This is a genomic window from Stutzerimonas kirkiae (assembly GCF_004327335.1).
Classification (GTDB): Bacteria; Pseudomonadota; Gammaproteobacteria; order Pseudomonadales; family Pseudomonadaceae; genus Stutzerimonas; species Stutzerimonas kirkiae.
In genome coordinates, this window is the sequence record NZ_QJUO01000005.1 from 1 (window position 1) to 23,910 (window position 23,910).

Consider the following 23,910-nt stretch of genomic DNA (forward strand, 5'->3'; position numbering starts at 1 on the left):
GACTCGCGGACCTCGTAGACCATCCGCACAGCACGCTCACGGACTTCGGGGGAAAACTTAGATGGCTTTGGCATAGTGGCTCCAGTTTCTCAAAAGATGGAGCCTCCGCGATACCCGGGGCGGTTCACTTCCAGCAATTCCCGCGAGGGCCATGGCGCGCTTTTCCCGCGAAACTTAGTGCTCATGAACCTTTGCCGACCGATCAACGTTTAAACGTGTGATCAACGTCTGATCAACCGCCAAGCCACGGGCTTCGAACCCGGAGCCGTTCAAAGTCTTGCCAGGCCTTGAACGGGCTCCAGGAGCAGGCCCGCCGAGGGAAGGCGGATCTCGACCTGGTGCTCACGGTCATCGTCATGCAGGGGAATGCTGTCGCCGGGCAGGCGTATGCCATCGAGGTGGATCGTCTGCGCCGGGATATCCGCACGCTGTACATGGATGCGATAGGTGGTCGCGCCAAAACGGTAGTTCAAGGTAAAGCCCGGCCACTGCGCCGGCAGTAGCGGCTGGATGCGCAGGCTGGCGCCATCGCGCTGGACACCAAGCAGCGACTCGAGGATCAGCCGATACATCCACCCGGCCGAGCCGGTGTACCAGCTCCATCCGCCACGCCCCTCGTGCGGCGGCATGCCGTAGACATCGGCGGCCAGCACGTAGGGCTCGACCTTGTAGGTGGCAATCGCCTGTGCGCTATCGCCGTGGCTGACCGGGCTGATCATGCGCAGCAGTTCCCAGGCGCGTTCGCTGTCGCCCAGGGCGGCGAACGCCATGCTCGCCCACACCGCCGCCTGGGTATACTGGCCGCCATTTTCGCGCACGCCGGGCACATAGCCCTTGATATAGCCGGGATCGAGCGCACCGCGATCGAACGGCGGCGCCAGCAGTTGCAACAGGCCCACGTCCCTGCGCAGCAGATGCTGTTCGAGCGAATCCATCGCCGTGCGCCCGCGCGTCTCGGAGGCGGCGCCAGACAGCACCGACCAGCTCTGGGCGATGGAGTCGATGCGACACTCATCGTTACTCGACGACCCCAGCGGCGTACCGTCATCGAAGTAGGCGCGGCGGAACCAGGCGCCATCCCAGGCGTGCTCGTCCAGGCTGGCGCGTAGCGCCTCGGCCTGCTCCGTACAATGCAGGGCGAAAGCGTGGTCGCCGTTGAGCAGCGCGGTATCCGCGAACCGACGCAGCACGTCGTAGCCGAAAAAGCCGAGCCAGACGCTCTCGCCCCTGCCCTGCTCGCCAACGCGATTCATGCCGTCGTTCCAGTCGCCATGCCCCATCAGCGGCAGGCCGTGGACGCCACGCGCCGCCAGGCTACGCTCGATCGCCCGTACGCAGTGCTGGTACAGGGTTTCGCGCCGGGCGGACTGGCCCGGCAGGTCGTAGTAGGACTCCTCGCCGCCATGCAGGGCACGCCCTTCTAGGTAGCCCACCGGTTCGGCAAGCACGCTACTGTCCCCGGTGACCTGTACATAGCGGCTGGTCGCCGCCGCCAGCCACAGGTAATCGTCGGAACACCCCGTGCGCACGCCCCGGTCCAGCGGCGGATGCCACCAGTGCTGTACATCCCCCTCGACGAACTGGTGGGCGGCGCACAGCAGCAGATGCCGGCGCACGGCGGCCGGGTCGGTGTGCAGCATGGACATGCTGTCCTGCAACTGATCACGGAAGCCGAATGCCCCGCCGGACTGGTAGTAGCCGCTGCGCGCCCAGAAGCGGCAGGCGATGACCTGGTACATCAGCCAGCCGTTGACCAGTACATCGATGGCGGGCTCGGGCGTTTCGATCTGCACCGCGGACAGGGTCGAGCGCCAGTGGGCCTGGACAGCTTCCAGCTCGACCGTTGCCGCCGCATTGCCACGCATGCGCCGTACCAGCAGTGAACCGGCCTTGCTATCCTGTTCCGCACCCAGGCGGAAGGTCAGGCTGCGGCTCTCGCCGTGCGCCAGTTCGAGGCCGACCCGCAGCGCAGCGCAGGGGTCGAGCCCACCGCCGACACGGCCGGAGAGGTTCGCCTGGGCCATCGCCGCCGGGGCGTTCAGGTTGCCGTTGCGGCCAATGAACTCGCTCCGTTCGGCTGTGCTGCCGAGTAGCGGCGCATCGACATCGAAGAACGCCACCCGTCCCGGAAACTCGATGGAATAGGCATTGCGCGCGAACAAGGCGCCGCTGTTGGGATCGGTTTCGGTGACCACGTGCATGGCTGACTTCTCCCGCAGGTCGCCGAGCACCCAGCCGACATAGCCGGTCACCGACAGGCGCCGGGGGCGGCCGGAGGTGTTGTGTACCAGCAGGTGCGAGAATTTGACCGGGGCGTCCAGTGCCACATAGACCCACAGCTCACTGCGGATACCGTCCTCATCGTGCTCGAAGACGCTGTAGCCGAAACCGTGGCGGGTCACGTAGCGGCCCTGGCCAGGCCGCGGCAACGGGGTGGGTGACCAGTAGTGGCCGCTCTCCTCGTCACGCAGGTAGATCGCTTCTTCGCAGGAGTCGCTGACCGGATCATTGTGCCAGGGCGTCAGGCGCAATTCGTGGGCATTTTCATACCAGGTGTAGGCGCTGCCGCTTTCCGACAGCACCGTGCCGAACTGCGCATTGGCCAGGACGTTGACCCATGGCGCCGGAGTCGGCTGGCCTGCCGTGCTGTGAATGACATACTCGTTGCCATCCGCGCTGAAACCGCCGTGCGGGTTACCCAGCAGCAGCGCGGGATCGACCGGCAGCGCAGCCCTGGTCCGTACGGGCCGGCGCATCAGCGCGGCATCGAAGGTCGGCAGGGGCGGCTCGGCGCGGCGCCGGTACACCTGCTCGGAGAGGCTGCCACGCTCATCGCTGAACACCAGGTGGGCGACCGCCTGCATCAGCACCCGGTCTTCACTGGAGAGCTGCTGGGCCGGGCGCACGAAGATGCCGCCCGGCCTGTCCAGCAGGTGGGCTTCACTGCCCGAGGTGACCAGCCCCAGAATCAGATCCTGCAGGTCTTGCCGGTAGCCCGCCTGGTCTTCGTTCCAGATCACCAGATCCACCGCCAGGCCTTTCTGCCGCCAGTAGGCATGGGCCTGTACCAGTTGCCGCACCAGTTCGATGTTGGTGATGGCCGAGATTTGCAGCAGCACGATGGGCAGGTCGCCGGAAATCGCCTGGCCCCAGAGGCCGCTCTGGTTGCGCAGGTTACCCACCAGGATAGCGGGCGCCGCCCGCAGGGTGGGGTTGGTGTAGATGATCGAGGCGGCCATCTGCTCGAATAGCCGTGCCTCGGCATGGGAGGTGTTGAGCTGGCGCAACAGCACCTGGCTATGGGTCCAGGCGAGATCGAACACCCGGTCGGCCAGGTGCCGATCACGGTACTTGTCGATCAGTTGCATACAACCGCTACGGCTGTCGCCGACCCCGGTGACCAGGTCGATGGTCGCGCTCTGCCCGGCTTCCAGCACGATCCGGCAGCGGATCGCCACGATGGGATCGAGCACCGCCCCGGCCGTACCGGAAAGCGTGTCGGCCTCCATCGCCGCCGGATGGCTGAGGTTGCGCCCACGGCCGATGAAACGCGCACGGTCGGTTTCGTAGGAAATGGCTTCGATATCCACGCCATGGGCCGCCAGCAGATGGCACAGCCATGGCGTGCTCTCTGCGCTGGAGCGCGGCCGGCGGCTGCACAGGATCGCCTGCAGCGACGGCAGCAACTCGGTTTGCACGAACAGTTTGCTGAATGCCGGATGCAGCGCATCGGCCAGCGGCGGGGCCAGCACCACCTCGGCGTAGCTGGTCAATTCCAGGATACGACGGCTGCGCCCACGGTTGCTGATATGCAGGCGGCGCAGCTCGATGTCGTCCTCAGGCGAGACGACGATCTCGGTGTGTACATCGAAATCGCGCTCGCGTACACGGAACTCGGCACGGGCGTCGGTGAATATCGCTTCGTAACCCTCCGTGCGGCGCAACGTCGGCTGGTGCGCGGATGACCAGAAATCCCCGCTGGCGATATCCCGCAGGTAACAGAACATGCCCGCGTTATCGCAGGTGATGTCTTCCCGCCAACGGGTCACGGCCATCTCGTTACAGCGGCTGTAGCCGCCACCGGCATTGCTGACCATCACGTGGTAGCGACCGTTGGAGAGCAGTTGCACGGCCGGGTGCTTGCGGTTCGGCTCGGTGTAGACGCGCAGCTTGCTTTCGCTGATCCGCGCGGTGGTATCCACCGGCAAGCCATTGGCCGCGTGCAGGTACTGTGCGGCATTCTTGGGAACGCGCTCCTGCAGCAACAGCGCCGTGGCCTGGAACTGCGGATCGGCCTCGAAGCGGCGCTGCATGGGCCGCTCGAGCAATACGGCGGTCAGCGCCAGCAGGCTCATGCCCTGGTGGTGCGCCATGAAGGACTGGACCACCGCGGCGCTTTTCCCCAGCGGCAAACGTGCGTTGGTGAAGTCGATGGCTTCGTACAGGCCGTAGCGTCCGGCCATGCCCATGGACGCCAGTTCCTGCAGGTTCTTGCAGGCGGCCTCGGGCGCCACCATCAGCGCCAGGGCCGATGCATAGGGAGCCATGACCACGTCTTCGCCGAGGCCGCGCTTCAGGCCCAGGCCGGGAACGCCGAAGGCGCGATATTGGTAGTTGAGATGGGTATCCAGGCTGTTGTAGCCAGACTCGGACACGCCCCAGGGCAGGCCGAGCTGGTGGCCGTACTCGATCTGCCGTGCCACTGCGGCACGACAGGTCTGGTCCAGCAGGGTCCCGGCGTAAGCGGGCATGACCAGCATCGGCATCAGGTATTCGAACATCGAACCGGACCAGGACAGCAGCACCGGCACCCCACCATTGCTGGTGAGCAGCCGGCCAAGGGTGAACCAACCCTCCTGCGGCAACTGGCCCTGGGCAATGACCACGAAGTTGGTCAGCCGCGCTTCCGACGCCAGCAGGTCGTAGTAGGCGCTGTCCAAGCGCTGCTCATCGGTGTTATAGCCAATGGCCAGCAGGTCGCGGCGTGGATCGTAGAGGAAACTGAAGTCCATCTCCGCCAGGTCGCCGGCCAGATCGGCCAGACGCTGCGCGGTGGCCATCCGTTCGCTGGCGCAGGCCTTGACCGCACCGGCCCGGTCCCGCTCGCCGGCGGGCCACTGGCTGACATCGAGCTGCGCCAGTTGCCGCCAAGTGCTCAGGCCCGCCGGGTTGCTCGGCAGGGCCAGGTTGGCCATTTCCGTGCTGAAGTCACGGCACTGCGCCAACAGTGCCTGCAACCAGTACTGCGCCTCGCCGACGCTTGCCAGTTCGGTGTCGAGCCTTTCCGCCAACCTGATCAGACGCAGCAACTTGCGTTGCATGCTGGGGAGATTGCCGGGCGTAAAGGCATGCGCCAGCTCCAACTCAATGGACAGCTCGTCCAGCAGACGCCCGTCCAGCCCGTTGGCCAACAGCGCCTCCCGCAACACATCGAGGGTATCGCCGAGGCCGGCCAGCCAGTGCGCGCCGATCACCGGGGCATCCGCTAATTCACGCAGACCGGGGCGCAGCGTCAACAGCAAGCCGGCCAGGTTGCCACTGTCCACCGTGGAGATGTAGTGCGGCGGCAGCGGCCTGAGGGTCCGCGTGTCATACCAGTTATAGAAATGCCGGCGATAGCGCTCCAGCAGGGCCATGCTGGTCAACGAATGGTCGAGCCGTGCCAGCAATCGGCCAGCGCTGAGGTAGGCGAAGTCATACGCTGCGAGATGGGAGAGCAGCGCCATGCCCATGTTGGTCGGCGAGGTACGGTGCGCAATGGCGGCGGTGGGCTGCTCCTGGATATTGTCCGGGGGTAGCCAGTTGTTCGCCGGGCCCACATGGTCATCGAAGAAGGCCCAGGTCCTGCGCGCCAGCCGTCGCAGAAAGCGGCGCTCTTCATCCGAGGGGGCGAAAGCCTCGTGGCTTGCGGGCTTGCTCAGCCACCAGGCGATCGCTGGCGACACCAGCCAGGTCAACAGGAAAGGCGCGGCGATGGCCAGCAGCGCGGGCCGCCCGAGCAGTAGAGCCGCCACACCCGCGGCCAGTAGCGGGCAGGCCCACATCAGCCGGTACAACCCTGGCAGGTCGTTGCGGCCACTGCGTTCGACTTCCCGCGAAGAGTCCCATTGCAGCAGTCGGCGCCGACTGATCAGTACGCGCCACAAGGTGCGGCCGATGGCATCCAGGTTGTTGAGCGCCTCGAACGGCAGCCAGGCCAGCCCCAGCAAACCACGGGAAAAATGCTGCGCGGCATCGTGCAGGGTTGCCTTCATATGCTGGCCGAGCGGTATGTCGTGGGCTTTCCGCAGCAGATCCAGCAGGCTGTTGAGCAAGGGCTGGGTCAGCACCAGGGCGAGCACCGCCAGCGTCCAGACCAAAGGGTAGGAAGTGGCGAACCAGCCCCACAGCAGAATGCACAGAAACGCCGTCGGCTCCAGGCTGCGCCGCAGGTTATCGAGAATCTTCCAGCGGGCCAGGCCGCTCAGGCGGTTGCGCTCCATCCCACCACATGCCCCGGGGGTCCAGGGCAGCAGCCAGGGCAGCAATTGCCAGTCGCCACGAATCCAGCGGTGGCGGCGCTTCATATCGGCGCTGTAGCGCGCCGGGTGCTCTTCATACACCTGCACGTCGCTGATCAGCCCGGAACGGGCGTAGCAGCCTTCGATCAGGTCGTGGCTGAGAATGCTGTTATCAGGGAAACAGCCCTGCAACGCCTGCTCGAAGGGGTCGACCTGGTAGATCCCCTTGCCGATGAACGAGCCATTGCCGAACATGTCCTGGTACACGTCGGACACGGAACGCGTATAGGGATCGATACCGGCATCGCTGCCGAACAGTTGCGCGTAGGCCGAGCGGGCGATGCTCGGCAGACTGATGCCAACGCGCGGTTGCAGGATCGCATAGCCGCTGCCGATACAGCGCCGCAACGGGTCGAACTGCGCCACATTCAGCGGATGCGCCAGGGTGCCGACGAACTGCCGGGCAACGTCACGTGGCAGTTGTGTGTCGGTATCCAGGGTGATGACGTAGGTAATGCTCGGCAGCGCGGCGATGTCGCCGACGATCAGGGAAAAGCGCTCCTGCCCCCTGCCCCGCAGGACCGCGTTCAACTCGGTGAGCTTGCCGCGCTTGCGCTCGTAGCCCATCCAGCAGGATTCGGCCGGGTTCCAGCGCCGCGGGCGATGCAGCAGGAAAAACCGCTGGCCGCCCGGCAGCGGATACTTGAGGTTCAAGCCCTCGACCGCCTGGCGGGCCTGCTGCAATAACGCAGCATCCCCCTCCATGACCTCGCTGGGCGCGTCCATGAAATCGGTCAGCAGGGCAAAGTACAGGTTGGCGTCACGGTTGGCGAGAAAGCGCACTTCCATGCCTTCCACCAGTTCATCCACGTCCTGGGTGCTGCCGATCAGTGTCGGCACCACTACCAGGGTGCGTGCCTCGGAAGGGATCCCCTCGCTGTAGTCGAGGCGCGGCAAAATGTCCGGCGGCAGGGTGAGGGTCACCAGCCAGTTGACCAGGCCAATGGCCAGGCGGCTGGTCATCAACAGGGTCGGCACACTCAGCGCCAGCAGTTGTGCCGCCGACCAGCCGTCGGCCCGAGCGAGCGCCAGCAGGGGCCAGGCCAGCAGGGCGGTGAGCAGAATGGTCGGCAGCAGAAAGAAATACAGCGGCGCCCGGCGCAGCAGCCGCCGGCTGCGCTCGATCAGCGGCAAACTGGCCCCCAGTTGCCGCTCCAGAATGGGTATACCGCCGCCCACCAGATAAAAGCCGACATGGGCCATGAGCGGATTGTCGTCCGGCCCGCTGGTGCAGAGCGCGATAGCCGCACGCGCCACCTCTTCCTCGGAATGCCGGCAGGCCCGGGACAGGCGCTCCACCGCGTGCCGGTAATGGTCGCGGGTGGCGAAATCCATGCGGACATAGACGCCGGCGGGATCTTCGCGCAGCACGCGCTCCACGCCACTCATGCTCTCGACGAACTCGCGCCAGTCGGTGGCCGAAAGCAGGCGCAGGCTGTTGATGCTGTTACTGATCGAAACCTGCTCGGCGGCCTGCAACTGGGCATCCAGTTGCACCAGGCGTTCGGTACCCAGGCCGGACTCGACCAGCGTCTGCTCGATCCAGGTCAGCGGCAGGATCAGCGCCGCGCTCTGCCCTTGCAGGCGGCGCGCCAGTTCGGCGACGAAGGAGCTGGTCATGGGCGGTGCCGAACGTGCCATGTCGGCGACGGCCAGCACCACGCTCTTGGCATCGCGCTCGGCGGTTTCGGTCAGGCGGTCGGCCCAGTCGTTGGCCAGGTTGCGGTCGCTCCAACTGGCCATTACCCGCGACGCCACGCGGCGCAGGTTCTCGATCAGCGCCAGGCGCAGCATGATGGGTATCGCCCAGAGCTCGCCGAGGGTCAGCGGCATGACCGTCTGGTAGGCTGCGACGAAACGCCCCAGGCTGTCGCTATCGACCCGGCCATCGCCGTGGGCGATGGTTTCCAGGGCGATATCGTAGACCCGCGGCAGCGTGGCCGAAGGGCCATTGGCCAGGCCTGGCAACTCGCGGCAATAACCTTTGGGCAGATGCTTCTGGGCGGTGCGTATCTGTTCTTCGACCAGATAGAAGTTGTCCAGCAGCCACTCGGCGGCCGGTGTGGCACGCTGGCTGGACAGCGCTGCCGCGGCCATGACGCGGCAACTGCTGGCCAGCACGCTGGCGTTGTCGGCAAGCCGTTCGAGCAAGGCATCGGAGGTCGCCTCCTCGCTCAGGCGATGCCCGTGGGCGAGCTCAGCACCATGGCTGGCCATCTGTTCGGCACTGAACAGCTCGGAGCGCAGGACGGACTCGTACTCGAATGTTCGAGGCACGGGCCGCCACAACCGCCGGATTACGTGAAGCCATTGGTTGTTCATGTTTTCCTTGACATGCAGCGTAAGCGGCCCGCTGGCGGCGACGCCGAACGGCGGACCATCAGCGCCAGAGGCGCTGGTGAAAATGTGCTATCAGCTTGATTGCACAGGAGTAAAGCGTCTGTGCGCCAGCGCACATAGGCTCTACCAGACGAAAGCGAGCACAAGCCGAAAGCGCGATAGAGTCGTCGGCGGAGAGGTCTTGGCCACGAATGCGATGCGCAGGAAAAGCCTCGCGGCCAAGGCCGCTCCTAACAGGCAGCCGCTCTGTCGAAGACTTTGAAAGGATAGCCCTTAAGGCAGCTTGCGCAAGAGCAGACGCGCCTCGGTCGAACCCTGGAAGACGGCCTGCTCCAGCCAATGGCGGGCCTGGGCAGGTTGATGGTGCCGGGGCTGGCTGTACAGACGCCCCAGTTCGAGCTGGGCCTGGCAGTCGCCGGCACGCGCGGCCTGGCGCAGCAGTTCGATGCCGATACGGCGATCGCGCTGGCTGTCGCAGTCATGGCACAGCAAGCGCCCCAGCCGGCTCTGGGCCACCACCACGCCATCCAGCGCCGGCTGCTTGAGCAGCCGTCCGGCCAACCGCTTGACCCCTGTGGCCTGGCCCAACGAGCGATTGTCGAGCAACCACAGAGCCATGCGCATGGGAAGTCGACGGGTAACCTGAACTGAATCGGTGGAGCGGATTCTCATGGGAAGATGCGGCTGAAACCCTGGAGGTGGCGCACTCTACTCCTTTTTCAGAGAAGGTAAAGGCTTGCCGCCGCCCACTGAAGCGGCCCTCCCACCGACACTGCGAGAAACCCACAGAAGCTGTGGATAAGCTGGTGGATAATCTGCGTAAAAGAGCCTGCCCACCACAGACCACGCGGCCTCCAGTCAAATTGTAGGATTTTTCACCACCCCTGAATTGTCCTTATATTTCATGCAGTTAGATTGTTAGAAGAAAAATCCCGGGGCCTGCGGCAAGCTGCCATAGCGGCTTGACAGGGCGCCAGTAAAATGTGCACAAGTTTTGTGCCTTCCGTCGGATGCCATGCACAATCATGCCGCAGCCACCTAGAAACGGAGCGATTCTCCATGCGCACAAGCCGCAAATGGCTGACCTGCTCGACCCTGGCGCTCATATTGGCAGTGATCGCCGCAGGCCTGTATGGGCAACAGCGCTGGCAGCGTCTCAAGCAGGAAAACGGCATTACCGCCATCGACTGGCAAGGCCTCGGTATTGGCCGCTCCGGCATGACCCTGCAGCGCTTCATCTATAAGCAAGAGACGGCGGACGGCGGGCGGCTGGAGCTGAGCGCGGAAGGCCTGCGCTTGCGGATCGGCAGCCTGTTCGCCACACCCGCGCTCAAGGCATTGCACATGGACAGGCTGGAGATCGAAGTCCGGGCAGGCGCAGCGGATGTCGAAAGCACACGGCCGGCATTCGATCCAACGATGCTCCAGCAGTGGGCGGCCTGGATACCGGAACAGGGCAGCCTGCCCGTCATCGAACTGAAACTGCCCTGTGCCAGCGGCCAATGCCAGGAGCGCCTCAGCCTGCGCTGGCAGCATGCGGGGCGTGAGTTGCTGCCAGCCGAGATAGACTTGACGGCGCAGCGCGACGGCCACAGGCTGCAGCTCGACGCCAGGGCCTGGCAGGCACGGCCCGCGGAGCTGCAACTGAATGCCCGGCTCTCCCTGGACGGGCAGCCACGGATCTTCCTGAACAACCTGATCTCGTCCGCGGAGGAACGCTGGTCAGGCAGCATGACCATGGGTGCCCTGCCGGAAGCACCCTGGCTGCTCGACTGGCTCTCGCCGTGGCTACCCCAGCCGCCCCAGGCCTTTCCCGCGCTGGCGGAACAGATGCACCTGGTAGTCGCCTGGTCACTCGAACGGCCCTTCGACAGCGAGGGCCTGCCGGATGGCGAGTTCAACCTCGACCTCAACCTGCCGGAGTACTGGCCGCTACCGGTGCTGGGGCAGCTCAAGGGCGACCTGAACCTGCAGGCACAGGGCCGGGACGGCGTATGGCTACCGTCGAGCCTCGACGCCGCGCTCGACTGGCGGCCCGAGGCAACCTTGCTCGAAGGTGTTCCAGCGGCCCTGCGGCCCGCTGAACTGACCCTAGGGATTACCCCCGGAGCGCCTGCAACGTCACGGGATAGCCTGCCACTGCGGCTACACCTGCAAAGCGAGGGCAAATTGAATCTGCAACTGGACAGCGCCCTCCAGTTGCATACCAGGGCCGCGAACTACCGGCTGGAATCATCTGAAGGGCAGCTACGCCTGCAAGCCCCAAGCCTGGATCTTTTCGATCATCGGTTGACAGGACTGGAAGCGACGCTGGGCTTCACCGCCAGTGCCGACCTGCACCAGGCAGAACTGCGGCTGGAACAGAACCCGACAATCCGCATCGACAGCCTGCGCACCAGCGACTGGGCGGGCGAAAAACTGCAACTGAGCCTGAAAGACGCCCATTTGCAGGCCGACCTGCAACAACAAGCCACCGAGGACCGCCGCTTCGCACTGAACGCAGCGCCCGAACTCCGCGTGCAGAAACTGTCTCATGCCCTGCTCAAACCACTTGGCTGGCAGTGGAGCGGAAAACTTCAGGTGAATGAGCGCCAGTTGGAGCTCCAGGGCCCCTTGCGCAACGACGCCGGCCTGACCCTGCAATTGGCGCTCGCGCAAGCCTGGGGCGGAACCCTGGCTATGGACGCCGGCTTGCAGGAGATATTCTTCCGCGCCGGCAACCCACTCTCCGCCAGTTTCAGCGACTGGCCGCAAACCCTCGCCTTCGACAACGGACGGCTGAACGCCAGGGCCAGCCTCGAATGGCCTGCCGCCTCCGAGCTAACGGCCAGCCTGCGGCTGGAAGCCCGTGGGCTCTCGGGTATTTATGCACGCAGCGAACTGAGCGGCCTGGATACCCTGCTGGAGATGCGCGTCAACGGGCAGAAGCTGCAAGTGGATGGCGCACGACTGGACCTGCAGCAACTCAATGTCGGCTTTCCCATCGGCCCGCTGCACTGGCAAGGCAGCTACCAGGCGAACCTGCGAAGCCCGGCCAGCGGGCGTTTGCAATGGCAGGCGGCGGAAACCCGGCTGCTGGGCGGGCGCCTGTGGCTGGATGCCGGCGAAGTCGACCTGGCCGCCAGCGAACAACGCCTGGCGCTGAATCTGGAGGGTTTGCAGATACCGGAACTGCTGCGCGCCTACCCGGCCGAGGGGCTGACCGGCAGCGGAATCATCGACGGCAATGCCCAACTGCGCAGTTCGCCGGAGGGCTACAGCATCGACCAGGGCCTGCTGAACGCCCGTGCGCCAGGCGGCGTGCTGCAATTCCGCTCGGCGAAGATCCAGGCCCTGGGGCAGTCCAACCCGGCGATGAAGATCGTCGCCGAAGCCCTGGACGACTTCCATTACAGTCGCCTCGACAGCGATGTCCGCTATGATGAGCGCGGCAAGCTGCAACTCGGCCTGCGCCTGCACGGCAACAACCCGACGCTCGAAGGCGGGCGCCCGATCAATTTCTCGATCAACCTCGAGGAAGATATCCCGGCCCTGCTGACCAGCCTGCAATTGAGCGATAGAGTGAGCGAAACCATCCAGCGGCGTGTGCAGCAGAGCCTGCAACGCGACAAGACCGCCCCTTGAGACAGGAGAATCCTCCATGCGCCCGCGCCCACCCCAGATCATCCTCGCCATGGCCCTGCTGGTCAGTGCCTGCACCCCGCGCGTCGAGCTGGCCGTCCCCAGCGAGCCGATCAATATCAACCTGAACGTGAAGATCGAGCACGAGATCTACATCAAGGTCGACAAGGCCCTGGACTCGATCATCAACGAAGACAGCGGTCTTTTCTGAGGAATCCCCATGAACAAGCCATTCACACTTGTAACCCTGTTGCTGGCCCTGTGCCTGAGCCTGCCCGCCGCGGCCCTGAGCCTCAACGAAGCCATGTCCGCGCTGGGTGACGCCAAGGCCAGTGGCCTGGTCGGCGAAAAACCCGATGGCTACCTGGGCGTGGTCCGCTCCAGCGGCGACGCCGAGGCCATCGCCAGCCAGATCAACCAGGCCCGGCGGGCCGAATACCAGCGCGTCGCACAGAAGAACGGCGTCAATATCAAGGATGTGGAAGCCATCGCCGGCAAGAAGGCCATCGAGAAGACCCCCGGCGGGCAATTCATCCAGCTCGACGGCAAATGGATACGCAAGTAGCGCCCCGCGCCGTGCCACCAGGCTCCATCGAAGCGAAGGAAAACAACAAGATGCGGATCAAAGCGAACGACTCCACCCTGCTCGTCATCGATATCCAGGAGCGCCTGCTGCCAGTGATACAGGACGGAGAAAGCGTGCTCGAACACAGCGGCTGGCTGCTCAGGGCGGCGCAACGCCTGGGCGTGCCGGTGCTGCTGAGCGAGCAATACAGCAAGGGCCTGGGCCCGACCAGCGCCCGCCTGCGCGAAGGCATCGCCGCCGAGGCCATCCTGGAAAAACTGGAATTCTCCGCGGCGCGCAGCGGCGAACTGTTCAAGCTGCCAGGTGGCGAGCGCGGCCAGTTCATCATCTGTGGCTGCGAAACCCATGTCTGCGTGCTGCAGACGGTGCTCGACCTGCTGCAGCGCGGCAACCAGGTATTCGTCGTCGAGGAAGCGGTCGGCTCGCGCCGTGCAGCGGACAAGAAACTGGCGCTGAAACGCATGCGCCAGGCCGGCGCGACCATCGTCTCGCGGGAGATGGTGGTCTTCGAATGGCTGGAAAAGGCCGGGACCGACGAATTCCGCGCCATCAGCAAGGAATTCATCCGCTGACCTCGGTGCGATCCCGGGCTCATCGCCCCTGTGCGACTGCCTGCTGGCGGGACGCGGCACGCGTGAATACATCCCTTGCGAATCAATTGGATACTGAAAACTTGAGCCGGCTGCCCGGGTATCGCCACTGAACCCTCGCCGGCTTCACCGCTCCAAGCAGGACTCCCGGTTTCAACGGACCGAACGTATTTGTTATGGTCCTGCGGGTCTGTCAATCGCTTAGGAGCTATTTATGCGTGAAGAATGGGCTGTCTGGCTCGTCTGGCTGGGAAACCATCCCGAACTACAAACCCTGCTCGCCAGTTCGGCCCTGGTCATCGCCGCCTGGGCATCCAACTGGCTGGTCAAGCGCATCCTGGTGCGCGGGCTCTACAAGCTGTTGCGGCACAACCACCAGGGCCAGCCCGAGAACCTCAGCATCATCAAGCGCCTGTCCAACATAGTGCCGGCCCTGGTGCTCTCAATTGGCGTGGGTACCATTCCCGGTCTGCCGGAAGCGGTCGTGACCGTGGTGCGCAATGTCTGCAGCGGCTTCATCGTGCTGACCATCGCCCTGGCCATCGGCGCCCTGCTGGATATCATCAACCTGGTCTACCAGCGCCGCTCCGACGCCAGGCAGCACCCGATCAAGGGCTACCTGCAAGTCCTGAAGATCGCCATCTACGCCATCGCCACCATCCTCATCATCGCCGCCCTGATCGACCGCTCGCCGCTGATCCTGCTGTCCGGCCTCGGTGCCATGGCCGCGGTACTGATGTTGATCTTCCAGGACACCATCCTGTCGCTGGTGGCCAGCGTGCAGATCACCTCCAACGACATCATCCGTGTCGGCGACTGGGTGGAAATGCCGCAGTTGAATGCCGATGGCGACGTGATCGATATCGCCCTGCACACGGTCAAGGTGCAGAACTGGGACAAGACCATAACCAGCGTCCCGACCAAGCGCTTTATCACCGACTCCTTCAAGAACTGGCGCGGCATGCAGGAAAGCGGCGGTCGGCGCATCAAGCGCAGCCTCTACCTGGACCAGCAGAGCGTGCACTTCCTCGACGAGGAGGAGCGCCAGCGGCTGCTGCGCTTCAATCTGCTGGAAGAGTATATCGACGAGAAAAAGCGCGAAATCGACGACTGGAACGCCCACCTCGCCGAACGCGGCCAGGAGCCGGTGAACACCCGCCGCCTGACCAACATCGGCAGCTTCCGTGCCTACGTGGAGCGCTACCTGCGCAGCCATCCCGGCATCCATCAGGAAATGACGCTGATGGTGCGCCAGCTCAGCCCGACCGCCGACGGCCTGCCGCTGGAAATCTACTGCTTCACCAACACCGTGGCCTGGGTCGGCTATGAAGGCATCCAGGCGGATATCTTCGACCATCTGCTGGCGATCCTGCCGGAGTTCGGCCTGCGCGTCTTCCAGCACCCGAGCGGCGCGGACATGCGCGAGCTGCGCCCGGCCTTCGAAACCGAAGCATCTCGCTCGAACGCCGCCCCCACTTGAGGCTTGCAGCTAAAAAAGCCTATTCGATCTGCCGCCGGAACGGCGGCAACGCATCGAGAATGGCCCGGCCATAGCGCTGGGTCACCACCCGGCGATCGAGCAGGGTAATGTCGCCACGGTCCTCCTCGGTGCGCAGCAGGCGGCCGCAGGCCTGCACCAGGCGCAGCGAGGCATCCGGTACGGCGATCTCCATGAAGGGGTTGCCGCCGCGCGCCTCGATCCACTCGGCCAGCGCCGCTTCGACCGGGTCGTCCGGCACCGCGAAGGGAATCTTGGCGATCACCACATGCTCGCAGTAGGCACCCGGCAGGTCGACGCCCTCGGCGAAACTGGCCAGCCCGAACAGCACGCTGGTCTCGCCCTCGTCTACCCGCGCCTTGTGCTTGTTCAGGGTTTCCTGCTTGGAAAGGTTGCCCTGGATCAGCACGCGTCGGCGCCAGTCGCGCTCCAGGCCATCGAAGACATCCTGCATCTGCTTGCGCGAGGAAAACAGCACCAGCGTGCCGCGGGCGCCCTCCACCAGCCGTGGCAACTCGCGGATGATGGCCGCCGTGTGCGCCGTGGCATCCCGTGGGTCGGCCTTGAGATCGGGTACGCGCAACACGCCGGCTTCGGCATGCCGGAACGGGCTGGGCACCACGGCGGTGACAGCCCCCTTGGGCAGGCCGGCACGCATGCGGAAACGATCGAAGGTATTCAGCGCCGTCAGCGTCGCCGAGGTCACCAGCGCGCCATAGGCGACGTTCCACAGATTGCGCCTGAGGGTTTCCGCCGCCAGGATCGGGCTGGCATTGACCTCGATATCGAACAGCGCCCCGCTTTCCGCCAGGGTCAGCCAGCGCGCCATCGGCGGGCTGCCCTCGGGGTCTTCGGCGGTAAAGGCGCCCCACAGCTCCCAGTTGCCCTGGGAACGGGTCAGCAGGCTGCCGAACAGCGGATACCACTCCTCGGCCTGGTGACTGGCGATGCCACCGCCCGCCTCGCCGTCCATCGCCTCCTTGAGCAACTCGGCCAGCCGGGTGAACAGATCGGTCAGCTTGCCGAAGCCCTTCTTCAACTCGATGCCCAGCTCGACCAGGTGCTCCGGTACCACGCCGCCGACGAAGCGATGCCGTGGCCGCTCGCGCCCGTTCATATCCTCGCCGGCCTTGAAGTCGGCCAGTTGCTCGCAGGCACTGAACATGAACTGCATCTGCGTGCGCAGGTCCCTGGCCAGCTCCGGCAAACCCTCGACCAGGCGACCGAAATCCCCCGGCAGCGGATTCTGCGCCAGCAGCTTGGTCATGTTCTTATCGATCTGCGCCAGCCAGTCGGCGGTCGAGTGCAGGCGGGTGAAATGGGCGAAATGGCCGATGGCCTTGTCCGGCAGGTGGTGCCCTTCGTCAAACACGTAGAGAGTGTCGCGCGGGTCCGGCAGCACGGCGCCGCCGCCCAGGGCCAGGTCGGCCAGCACCATGTCGTGGTTGGTGACGATCACATCGACCTTGGTCATGCCCTCGCGCGCCTTGTAGAAGGCGCACTGCTGGAAATTCGGACAATGCCGGCCGGTGCACTGGCTGTGGTCGGTGGTCAGCCGCGCCCAGTCGCTGTCCTCCAGCTCCTGCGGCCAACTGTCGCGATCGCCATCCCAGAGATTGCCCGCCAGTTTCTCGATCATGCCGCCGAACAGCTTCTGGCTGCGCTCGTCGACATCGATGCGGAAACCTTCCTCTTCGAACAACTGGGCCGTGGCGCTCTGCGCCTGGCCTTCCTGCAACAGGACATCCAGCTTGGACAGGCACAGGTAGCGCCCGCGGCCCTTGGCCAGGGCGAAACTGAAATTCAGCCCGCTGTTGCGCATCAGGTCCGGCAGGTCCTTGTGCACGATCTGTTCCTGCAGCGCCACGGTCGCGGTGGCGATCACCAGGCGCTTGCCGGCCATCTTCGCCGTGGGAATCACCGCCAGGCTGTAGGCCACCGTCTTGCCGGTGCCGGTGCCCGCCTCCACCGCCACTACGGCGGGTTCGCCATCGCGCCGCCCCTCGTCATCAACCTCGATCGCGCCCAGCACCTTGGCCACCTCGGCGATCATCAGGCGCTGGCCATAGCGCGGCTTGAGCCCCTTGGCCTCGAGAAAACGGCTATAGGCGCCCTGGATCTGGGACTTGAGTTCGGGACTGAGCATGAACGAAAGACTGTATGTATCTTCAGTATTCTGACAGGGCGGCTATGATACCCCGCACAGCCCGAAGCGCCAGCGAAGATTGTTGGAGAACGGCGACAGGCTTCAAGCCACGAGCTTGAAGCGGGATTTCCACGGGGGCGCCGCATCGCTTGCCGCGCCCGGCGCTCCCCCGCTAAGGATTCCAGCTTGGCGCCCGAAGCCTGCCGCCGTTTCTGCGTCCTTATGGCTGGACTTCGACTTCGGCCTCGACCCGGCGGTTGATCGCACGCCCCTGCTCCGTGGCGTTGTCCGCCACTGGCCGCGACTCGCCGTAGCCGACGCTGTCGACCCGCGAACCGTCGATCGAGTACTGATCGACCAGCACATCGCGCACGGCCTTGGCGCGACGCTCGGACAGACGCTGGTTATAGGCGTCCGTCCCCACCGAATCGGTATGCCCTTCCAGCACGGTGGAAGTCTGCGGGTAAGCCTTGAGGAAGTCGGCCAGGTTGCGGATATCGGCCTGGCTTTCCGGCTTGACCACGGCCCGGTTGAAATCGAACTTCACATCCAGCTCGACCCGTACCGCTTCGGCGAGAGGCTCCGGCTCGACCTCCTCCTCGATCACCTCGACCACCTCCTCGTAGACCACGACGGTTTCTTCCTCGGCGCCGTTGGCCCAACAATAGGCCGCACCGACGCCGGCCCCGATCAACGCACCCCAGCCGGTGTACACGCTGCTCTCGATCGCCCCCAGCGCCGCGCCGCCGACACCGCCGACGGCGGCGCAGGTCGGCCAATCCTGTTTCTGTATACCGGCGCACCCGGCCAGAAATGTCGTCATGACAATCACGGGTACCGCTGTCCGTAAAGTACTCATCGATCACGCCTCCATCCATCAAGAGTGGTCGAAACCATGGCTTCTCGCCCGGCAGGGCGAACCGGCTCCGCAAATGCCCTCCAGGGGCTGCCGGCTCCGCCACGTTCGCGAATGAAGCGCCGACAACGAGTAGACTAGGCGGCAAACTCCCGGCCCGCCAGTCGAATGGCGTCCCGCTGGCCTGGCACGAACGAGGCTCCCATGGAAAACGTCGTCCCGACATCGTCCGTCACCTGCCCCTGCGGCAATGGCGACACACTGGCGGACTGCTGTGGCCGCTATCACGACGGGCACCCCGCCCCAGGCCCCGAGCAGCTCATGCGCTCACGCTACAGCGCCTATGTACTGGGGCTGATCGACTACCTGCGAACGACGACGCTGCCCGCCCAGCAGGACCTGATCGACCTCCACGCGATAAGGCAATGGAGCCAGGAAAGCACCTGGCTGGGCCTGGATGTCGAGGAATGCCGGCTCATCGGCGCACAACCGGAGCACGCACACGTCAGCTTTACCGCGCGCTGGCATGACATGGCCGGCAATCACGCTCACCACGAACGCTCGACCTTCGTCCAGCGTGACGGTCGCTGGTATTTCATCGACCCGACAGTGCCACTGTCGGCAGGCCGCAACGACCCCTGCCCATGCGGCAGCGGGTCGAAATTCAAGAAGTGCTGTGCGCCTTACCTGTAGCAACCTCCCCCGCGTCTTCGCCGCAGCGCTGTCGCGTAGCGAACAGGTGCCCTACCTGGGTTGGCAATCAAGCGTGCGTTTCATCGTATATCGCTGGCGGTGTCTTAGAACCATGCCTTTCAACGTATTTGCCAGGACGAATAGCGAGGAAACGCGGCTACAGGCGGCCGGCCATATGCGGATTTCCCCCCTCGCGGGCTACTGTGCACACAGTCCTGGCGCTCCTGGTATCACGAACCCGAGGCGACTATGGAAAGAGCCGTCGGCGCAGTACCGAATCATGCATAGGGCTTGCGGTTTCGCTGGCTCTTTCCCACAGGCGCCGTCGCTAGTGGCGGTGAGGATGCCAGGTGGCGGGACGGGGCCTTCGCCGCCTGGGATGGCGGCGAAGAGCTACAGGGATGTATTCACGCGTGCCCCGTCCCGCCACCGGGTATTCGCACAGGGACGCTAAGCCCCGGGGCACGCTGTACGCCAAATACAATCCAGTCGCACCACCTCATACCCTGAAGCAGGACATATGCCTGGCCACGAATAAGGGCCGTCGCCTGAAACCTCGCGTGAAACAAAAAGGCCGGGAGACTCGCATCTCCCGGCCCTTGGGCAAGCATCGCCGATATTTACTTCTCGACGAAGGCCCGCTCGATCAGATAGTCGCCCGGCTCGCGCATGCGCGGCGAAACCTTCAGACCGAAGCTGTCCAGCACCTGGCTGGTTTCATCCAGCATGCTCGGGCTGCCACAGATCATCGCCCGGTCGTCCTGCGGGTTGATCGGCGGCAGGCCGATGTCGCTGAACAGCTTGCCGCTGCGCATCAGGTCGGTCAGGCGCCCCTGGTTGCGGAAGGGCTCGCGGGTAACGGTGGGGTAGTAGATCAGCTTTTCCTTCACCGCCTCGCCGAAGAACTCGTTCTGCGGCAGCACCTGGGTGATGAAGTTCTCATAGGCCACTTCATTCACATAGCGCACGCCATGCACCAGGATCACCTTCTCGAAACGCTCGTAGGTTTCCGGGTCCTGGATCACGCTCATGAAAGGCGCCAGGCCGGTACCGGTGCTGAGCAGGTAGAGATGCTTGCCGGGAGTGAGGTCATCGAGCACCAGCGTGCCGGTCGGCTTCTTGCTGATGATGATCTCGTCGCCTTCCTTCAGGTGCTGTAGTTGCGAGGTCAGCGGGCCGTCCGGCACCTTGATGCTGAAGAACTCGAGGTTCTCTTCCCAGTTCGGGCTGGCGATCGAGTAGGCGCGCATCAGCGGCCGGCCATTGGGCTGCTGCAGGCCGATCATGACGAACTGGCCATTCTCGAAACGCAGCCCCGGGTCGCGGGTGCACTTGAAGCTGAACAGCGTGTCGTTCCAGTGGTGGACGCTGAGCACGCGCTCGACATTCATGTTGCTCATGTATTGAAGTTTCCTCGTTGGAGATCCGCGCCGGTCGGCTGGCACTATTGCGCGATAGTTTATAGACGCAGAGAATATCCGTTAAGTAAATATTAAAGATATAGGTTATCGGTTATATAGATATGCATTTTACCTTGAGGCAATTACAGGTATTCGCCGCCGTGGCCCGCCAGGAAAGCGTATCGAAAGCCGCCGAATACCTGTCCCTGTCCCAGTCGGCCACCAGTTCGTCGCTGGCGGAACTGGAGCGCCAGTCGGCCTGCCAACTGTTCGACCGGATGGGCAAGCGCCTGTGCCTCAACTCCCTCGGGCGACAACTGCTGCCACAGGTCATGGCCCTGCTCGACCAGGCCCGCGCCATCGAAGACCTGCTCGAGGGCAAGAGTGGCTTCGGCTCGCTGGAAGTGGGCGCGACACTGACCATCGGCAACTACCTGGCGACCCTGCTGATCGGCAACTTCATGCAAAGCCATCCTGGCTGCAAGGTCGCCCTGCATGTCCACAACACCGCGCAGATTGTCCACCAGGTGGCGCACCACGAACTTGATCTGGGTCTTATAGAAGGTGCCTGCCAGCATCCCGATATCGAAGTCATGCCCTGGGTCGAGGATGAACTGGTGGTTTTCTGTACGCCCCGGCACCCTCTGGCACAGCGTGGGACGGCCTCCATGGAAGAACTCTGCGGGGAACCCTGGATTCTCCGCGAACAGGGCTCGGGAACCCGCCTGACCTTCGACCAGGCCATGCGCCACCGCCCGGAAAAGCTCAATATCCGCCTGGAGCTGGAGCATACCGAAGCAATCAAGCGCGCCGTCGAATCCGCTATCGGCATCGGCTGCATTTCCAGGCTGGCGCTACGCGATGAGTTCCGCCACGGCAGCCTGGTGCCGCTGGAGGCGCCCGAACTCGACCTGACCCGGCGTTTCTACTTCATCTGGCACTCGCTCAAGTACCAGACCGCCGCCATGCGCGAATTCATCGAACAGTGCCAGGCACTGACTGCGGGTGTGCGCCGCAGCGACGAGATAGTGTTGCCCCCGATCGCCTGATGGCAGCAGCAGGAAAACCGGTCAGCTCGGGATCGAGCCCATCTGCTGCAGCAGCAGCGCGGCCTGGGTCCGGGTACGCACGCCCAGTTTGCGGAAGATCGCCGTGACGTGGGCCTTGATGGTCGCCTCGGAAACACTCAGCTCATAGGCGATCTGCTTGTTCAACAAACCATCGCAGACCATCGTCAGTACGCGGAACTGCTGCGGTGTCAGGCTGGCCAGCCCTTCGCTGGCGGCTTTGGCCTCGTCACTCAGATGGGCGACTTCCTGGGTGTTGCTCGGCCACCAGACATCGCCATCCAGCACCGCACGCACCGCTTCCTGGATGGTTTCCAGCGGGCTGGACTTGGGAATGAAGCCACTGGCGCCGAACTCGCGCGAACGCGCGACCACGGCGGAATCCTCCAGAGCCGAGACCATCACCACCGGCAGGTGCGGGTATTGCCCGCGCAGCAGCACCAGGCCGGAAAAACCGTAGGCACCCGGCATGTTCAGGTCCAGCAGTACCAGGTCCCAGGACGCGCCCTGGTTCAGCAGTGCCTCCAGTTCGGCGATGCTGGCCGCTTCGACCAGGCGGACGTTCTCACCCAGCCCCATCGTGAGTGCCTGTTGCAATGCACTGCGAAACAAGGGGTGATCGTCGGCGATGATAATTTCGTAAGCAGCCATTGGCAGACCTTTATTTTTTTTGGCGCATCGACCCGACCTCGCGGTCGATGTCGGCACCATGCCGGCAGAAGTGGGTATGTCACTGGCGCGAGTATGTACTGACGCACCTGGCACCGCCAGCGGCCCGCTGCTCCGCATGGAGCGCGCCACCGACATGGGCCGATCGAACCGGGCAAGGATGCCCAGCCCGGAATAAGTGGTCAAGCCTCACGCTTTGTTGCAAAGTTCGCGCTTTTCCCGTGACGAGCCCGATAAATGCGCAACCTGAGCCTACGCGCCGATATTCTGATGCTGATAACCGCGATGATCTGGGGCAGCGCCTTCGTGGCCCAGCGCATCGGCATGGACAATCTCGGTCCGTTCATGTTCACCGGGCTGCGCTTCGCCCTCGGCGCCCTGATCCTGCTGCCGCTGCTGCTGCGGCAGAACCGCCAGGCACGGGGGTATGCGCCACTGCTCAACCGTGGCCTGCTGTTCGGCGGCATGTCCATGGGCCTGGCGTTGACGCTGGGCATCAACCTGCAGCAGGTCGGCCTGCTGTTCACCTCGGTGACCAATTCGGGCTTCATCACCGGGCTGTATGTGATCGTGGTGCCGATCCTCGGCATGTTCATCGGCCATCGCAGCGGCATCGGCACCTGGATCGGCGCATTCCTGGCGGTGGGCGGCATGGCGCTGCTGAGTATCGGCGAAGACTTCAGCGTGGCCCCGGGCGACTGGATCCAGTTGGCCGGCGCCTTCGTCTGGGGCGTGCATGTGCTGTTGGTGAGTTTCTTCGTCAGCCGCTACGACGCCATCCGCCTGGCCTTCCTGCAATTCGTCACCTGTGCCCTGGTCAGCCTGCTGCTGGGGCTGCTGCTGGAACAGACCACCTTCGACAATATCCGTCTGGCGCTACCGGCCCTGATCTATGGCGGGCTGTTCGCCGTCGGTGTGGGTTACACCCTGCAGGTGGTCGCGCAAAGGCATGCCATCGCCTCGCATGCCGCCATCATCCTGTCGCTGGAAGCGGTGTTCGCGGCGATCGCCGGCGCTCTGTTCCTCGATGAGAGCCTCGACCTGCGCGGCTATCTCGGCTGCCTGCTGATGTTCGCCGGGATGCTGATCGCCCAGTTGTGGCCGCTCAAGCCGCAGGCGAAGGCCGCCTGAAGGCGGCGCTCAACCCCGTTCGAGGAAACGGTGGGCGGCATCTCCGATATTCACGGGCAGTTGCCGCTTGGCGCCCAGGTAGTGGCCGGTGAACACGTCCAGCCAGTTATCCAGCACTTGCGCGGCCCGCGCCTCCCCCGCCAGTTCCAGGCACAGGGCCGCGACTTCCGCCGTGCACAGGTGCTCGCCGCGCGTGGAGCGGCGCAGGCGGTAGCGTGAAAGGCGCTCCGGCTGCAACGAGAGCACCGGAAAGCCATCCAGGTAAGGGCTCTTGCGGAACATCTTGCGCGCCTCGGTCCAGGTCGCATCCAGCAGGATGAACAGCGGCCGCCGCCCCGCTACCGGTTCGACCTGGTCGACCACCCGCCCTGGCACCGAATACTCCGCCGGAAACACCACGAAAGGTTGCCATTGCGGGTCCGCCAGCAGTTCGAGCAGACGCGGGTCGACTTCGGTGCGCGACCAGGTAAAGGCATGGCTGCTGGCGACCACATCGGCGATCAGCCAACCGGTATTGGTCGGTTTGAGCGCTTCGACATCATGCATCAGCAGGCATACGCCCGCCTCCGCCCCCGCTTCGGGCAGCCAGGCACAGGCACAATGGCTGATAGCGACCCGGCAGCGCGGGCAACGCGCCGTCCGCGAACCCCGGGCGACAAAGGGCTTGAGGCTACGCGCAAGGCGTTCCTCACGCAATCGGGCAACGGCATGGGGCATGATCACCAGGACCTGGACAGAAGGCCGCGCAGTCTA

15 protein-coding genes are annotated in these 23,910 nt (G+C 64.5%); 8 read left to right on the forward strand and 7 right to left on the reverse strand.

Annotated features, from left to right (window positions below):
• Window positions 1–269 precede the first annotated feature (269 nt).
• A complete protein-coding gene (locus DNJ95_RS04630; protein ID WP_131183555.1) occupies window positions 270–8,882 on the reverse strand; it encodes a glycoside hydrolase family 94 protein in 8,613 nt (2,870 codons plus the stop codon).
• Window positions 8,883–9,173: 291 nt separating this feature from the next.
• On the reverse strand, window positions 9,174–9,518 hold the full coding sequence (locus DNJ95_RS04635) for a tetratricopeptide repeat protein (RefSeq protein WP_131183669.1): 345 nt from the start codon (window positions 9,516–9,518) through the stop codon (window positions 9,174–9,176).
• Between the two features lie 441 nt (window positions 9,519–9,959).
• Here DNJ95_RS04635 and DNJ95_RS04640 point away from each other — a divergent pair, with 441 nt between their 5' ends.
• The 5 genes from DNJ95_RS04640 (at window position 9,960) to DNJ95_RS04660 (ending at window position 15,177) form a co-directional block, all read left to right on the forward strand.
• Window positions 9,960–12,524 carry an intermembrane phospholipid transport YdbH family protein gene (locus DNJ95_RS04640; RefSeq protein ID WP_165491581.1) on the forward strand — a complete coding sequence of 855 codons (2,565 nt, stop codon included), beginning with the start codon at window positions 9,960–9,962 and terminating at the stop codon, window positions 12,522–12,524.
• 16 nt (window positions 12,525–12,540) lie between these two features.
• Window positions 12,541–12,732 (forward strand): YnbE family lipoprotein, encoded by a 192-nt coding sequence (locus tag DNJ95_RS04645; RefSeq protein WP_131183557.1) that lies wholly within the window; start codon window positions 12,541–12,543, stop codon window positions 12,730–12,732.
• Between the two features lie 9 nt (window positions 12,733–12,741).
• Entirely contained in the window at window positions 12,742–13,086 is a 345-nt protein-coding gene (locus tag DNJ95_RS04650; RefSeq protein ID WP_131183558.1) for a YdbL family probable chaperone protein, read from the forward strand.
• A gap of 50 nt (window positions 13,087–13,136) precedes the next feature.
• Window positions 13,137–13,679 (forward strand): hydrolase, encoded by a 543-nt coding sequence (locus DNJ95_RS04655; RefSeq protein ID WP_131183559.1) that lies wholly within the window; start codon window positions 13,137–13,139, stop codon window positions 13,677–13,679.
• Window positions 13,680–13,911: 232 nt separating this feature from the next.
• Window positions 13,912–15,177, forward strand: coding sequence for a mechanosensitive ion channel family protein (locus DNJ95_RS04660; RefSeq protein WP_131183560.1), 1,266 nt, complete (start codon window positions 13,912–13,914; stop codon window positions 15,175–15,177).
• Between the two features lie 19 nt (window positions 15,178–15,196).
• Here DNJ95_RS04660 and dinG read toward each other — a convergent pair whose 3' ends face one another.
• Window positions 15,197–17,341, reverse strand: a complete 2,145-nt coding sequence (dinG, locus tag DNJ95_RS04665) for an ATP-dependent DNA helicase DinG (protein WP_131183561.1) — start codon at window positions 17,339–17,341, stop codon at window positions 15,197–15,199.
• A gap of 220 nt (window positions 17,342–17,561) precedes the next feature.
• The gene (locus DNJ95_RS04670) at window positions 17,562–18,200 is read right to left on the reverse strand and encodes an OmpA family protein (RefSeq protein ID WP_165491580.1); all 639 of its coding nucleotides are present in this window, start codon (window positions 18,198–18,200) and stop codon (window positions 17,562–17,564) included.
• 201 nt (window positions 18,201–18,401) lie between these two features.
• Here DNJ95_RS04670 and DNJ95_RS04675 point away from each other — a divergent pair, with 201 nt between their 5' ends.
• Complete coding sequence (locus DNJ95_RS04675; protein ID WP_131183563.1) at window positions 18,402–18,890, forward strand: YchJ family protein; 489 nt, start codon at window positions 18,402–18,404, stop codon at window positions 18,888–18,890.
• A 620-nt stretch (window positions 18,891–19,510) separates the two neighbouring features.
• On the opposite strand, the gene fpr is transcribed toward DNJ95_RS04675, so the two are convergent.
• Window positions 19,511–20,290: a ferredoxin-NADP reductase gene (gene fpr, locus DNJ95_RS04680; protein ID WP_131183564.1), complete on the reverse strand. Its 780-nt coding sequence runs from the start codon at window positions 20,288–20,290 to the stop codon at window positions 19,511–19,513.
• 122 nt (window positions 20,291–20,412) lie between these two features.
• Here fpr and DNJ95_RS04685 point away from each other — a divergent pair, with 122 nt between their 5' ends.
• Window positions 20,413–21,339, forward strand: coding sequence for a LysR family transcriptional regulator (locus tag DNJ95_RS04685; protein ID WP_131183565.1), 927 nt, complete (start codon window positions 20,413–20,415; stop codon window positions 21,337–21,339).
• Window positions 21,340–21,360: 21 nt separating this feature from the next.
• Here DNJ95_RS04685 and erdR read toward each other — a convergent pair whose 3' ends face one another.
• A complete protein-coding gene (gene erdR / locus DNJ95_RS04690) occupies window positions 21,361–22,008 on the reverse strand; it encodes a response regulator transcription factor ErdR (RefSeq protein WP_131183566.1) in 648 nt (215 codons plus the stop codon).
• Between the two features lie 255 nt (window positions 22,009–22,263).
• Here erdR and DNJ95_RS04695 point away from each other — a divergent pair, with 255 nt between their 5' ends.
• Window positions 22,264–23,157 carry a DMT family transporter gene (locus DNJ95_RS04695; RefSeq protein WP_131183567.1) on the forward strand — a complete coding sequence of 298 codons (894 nt, stop codon included), beginning with the start codon at window positions 22,264–22,266 and terminating at the stop codon, window positions 23,155–23,157.
• Between the two features lie 9 nt (window positions 23,158–23,166).
• Here the strand turns inward: DNJ95_RS04695 and DNJ95_RS04700 are convergent, their stop codons facing one another.
• Window positions 23,167–23,874, reverse strand: coding sequence for a tRNA-uridine aminocarboxypropyltransferase (locus DNJ95_RS04700; RefSeq protein ID WP_131183568.1), 708 nt, complete (start codon window positions 23,872–23,874; stop codon window positions 23,167–23,169).
• Between the last annotated feature and the right edge of the window lie 36 nt (window positions 23,875–23,910).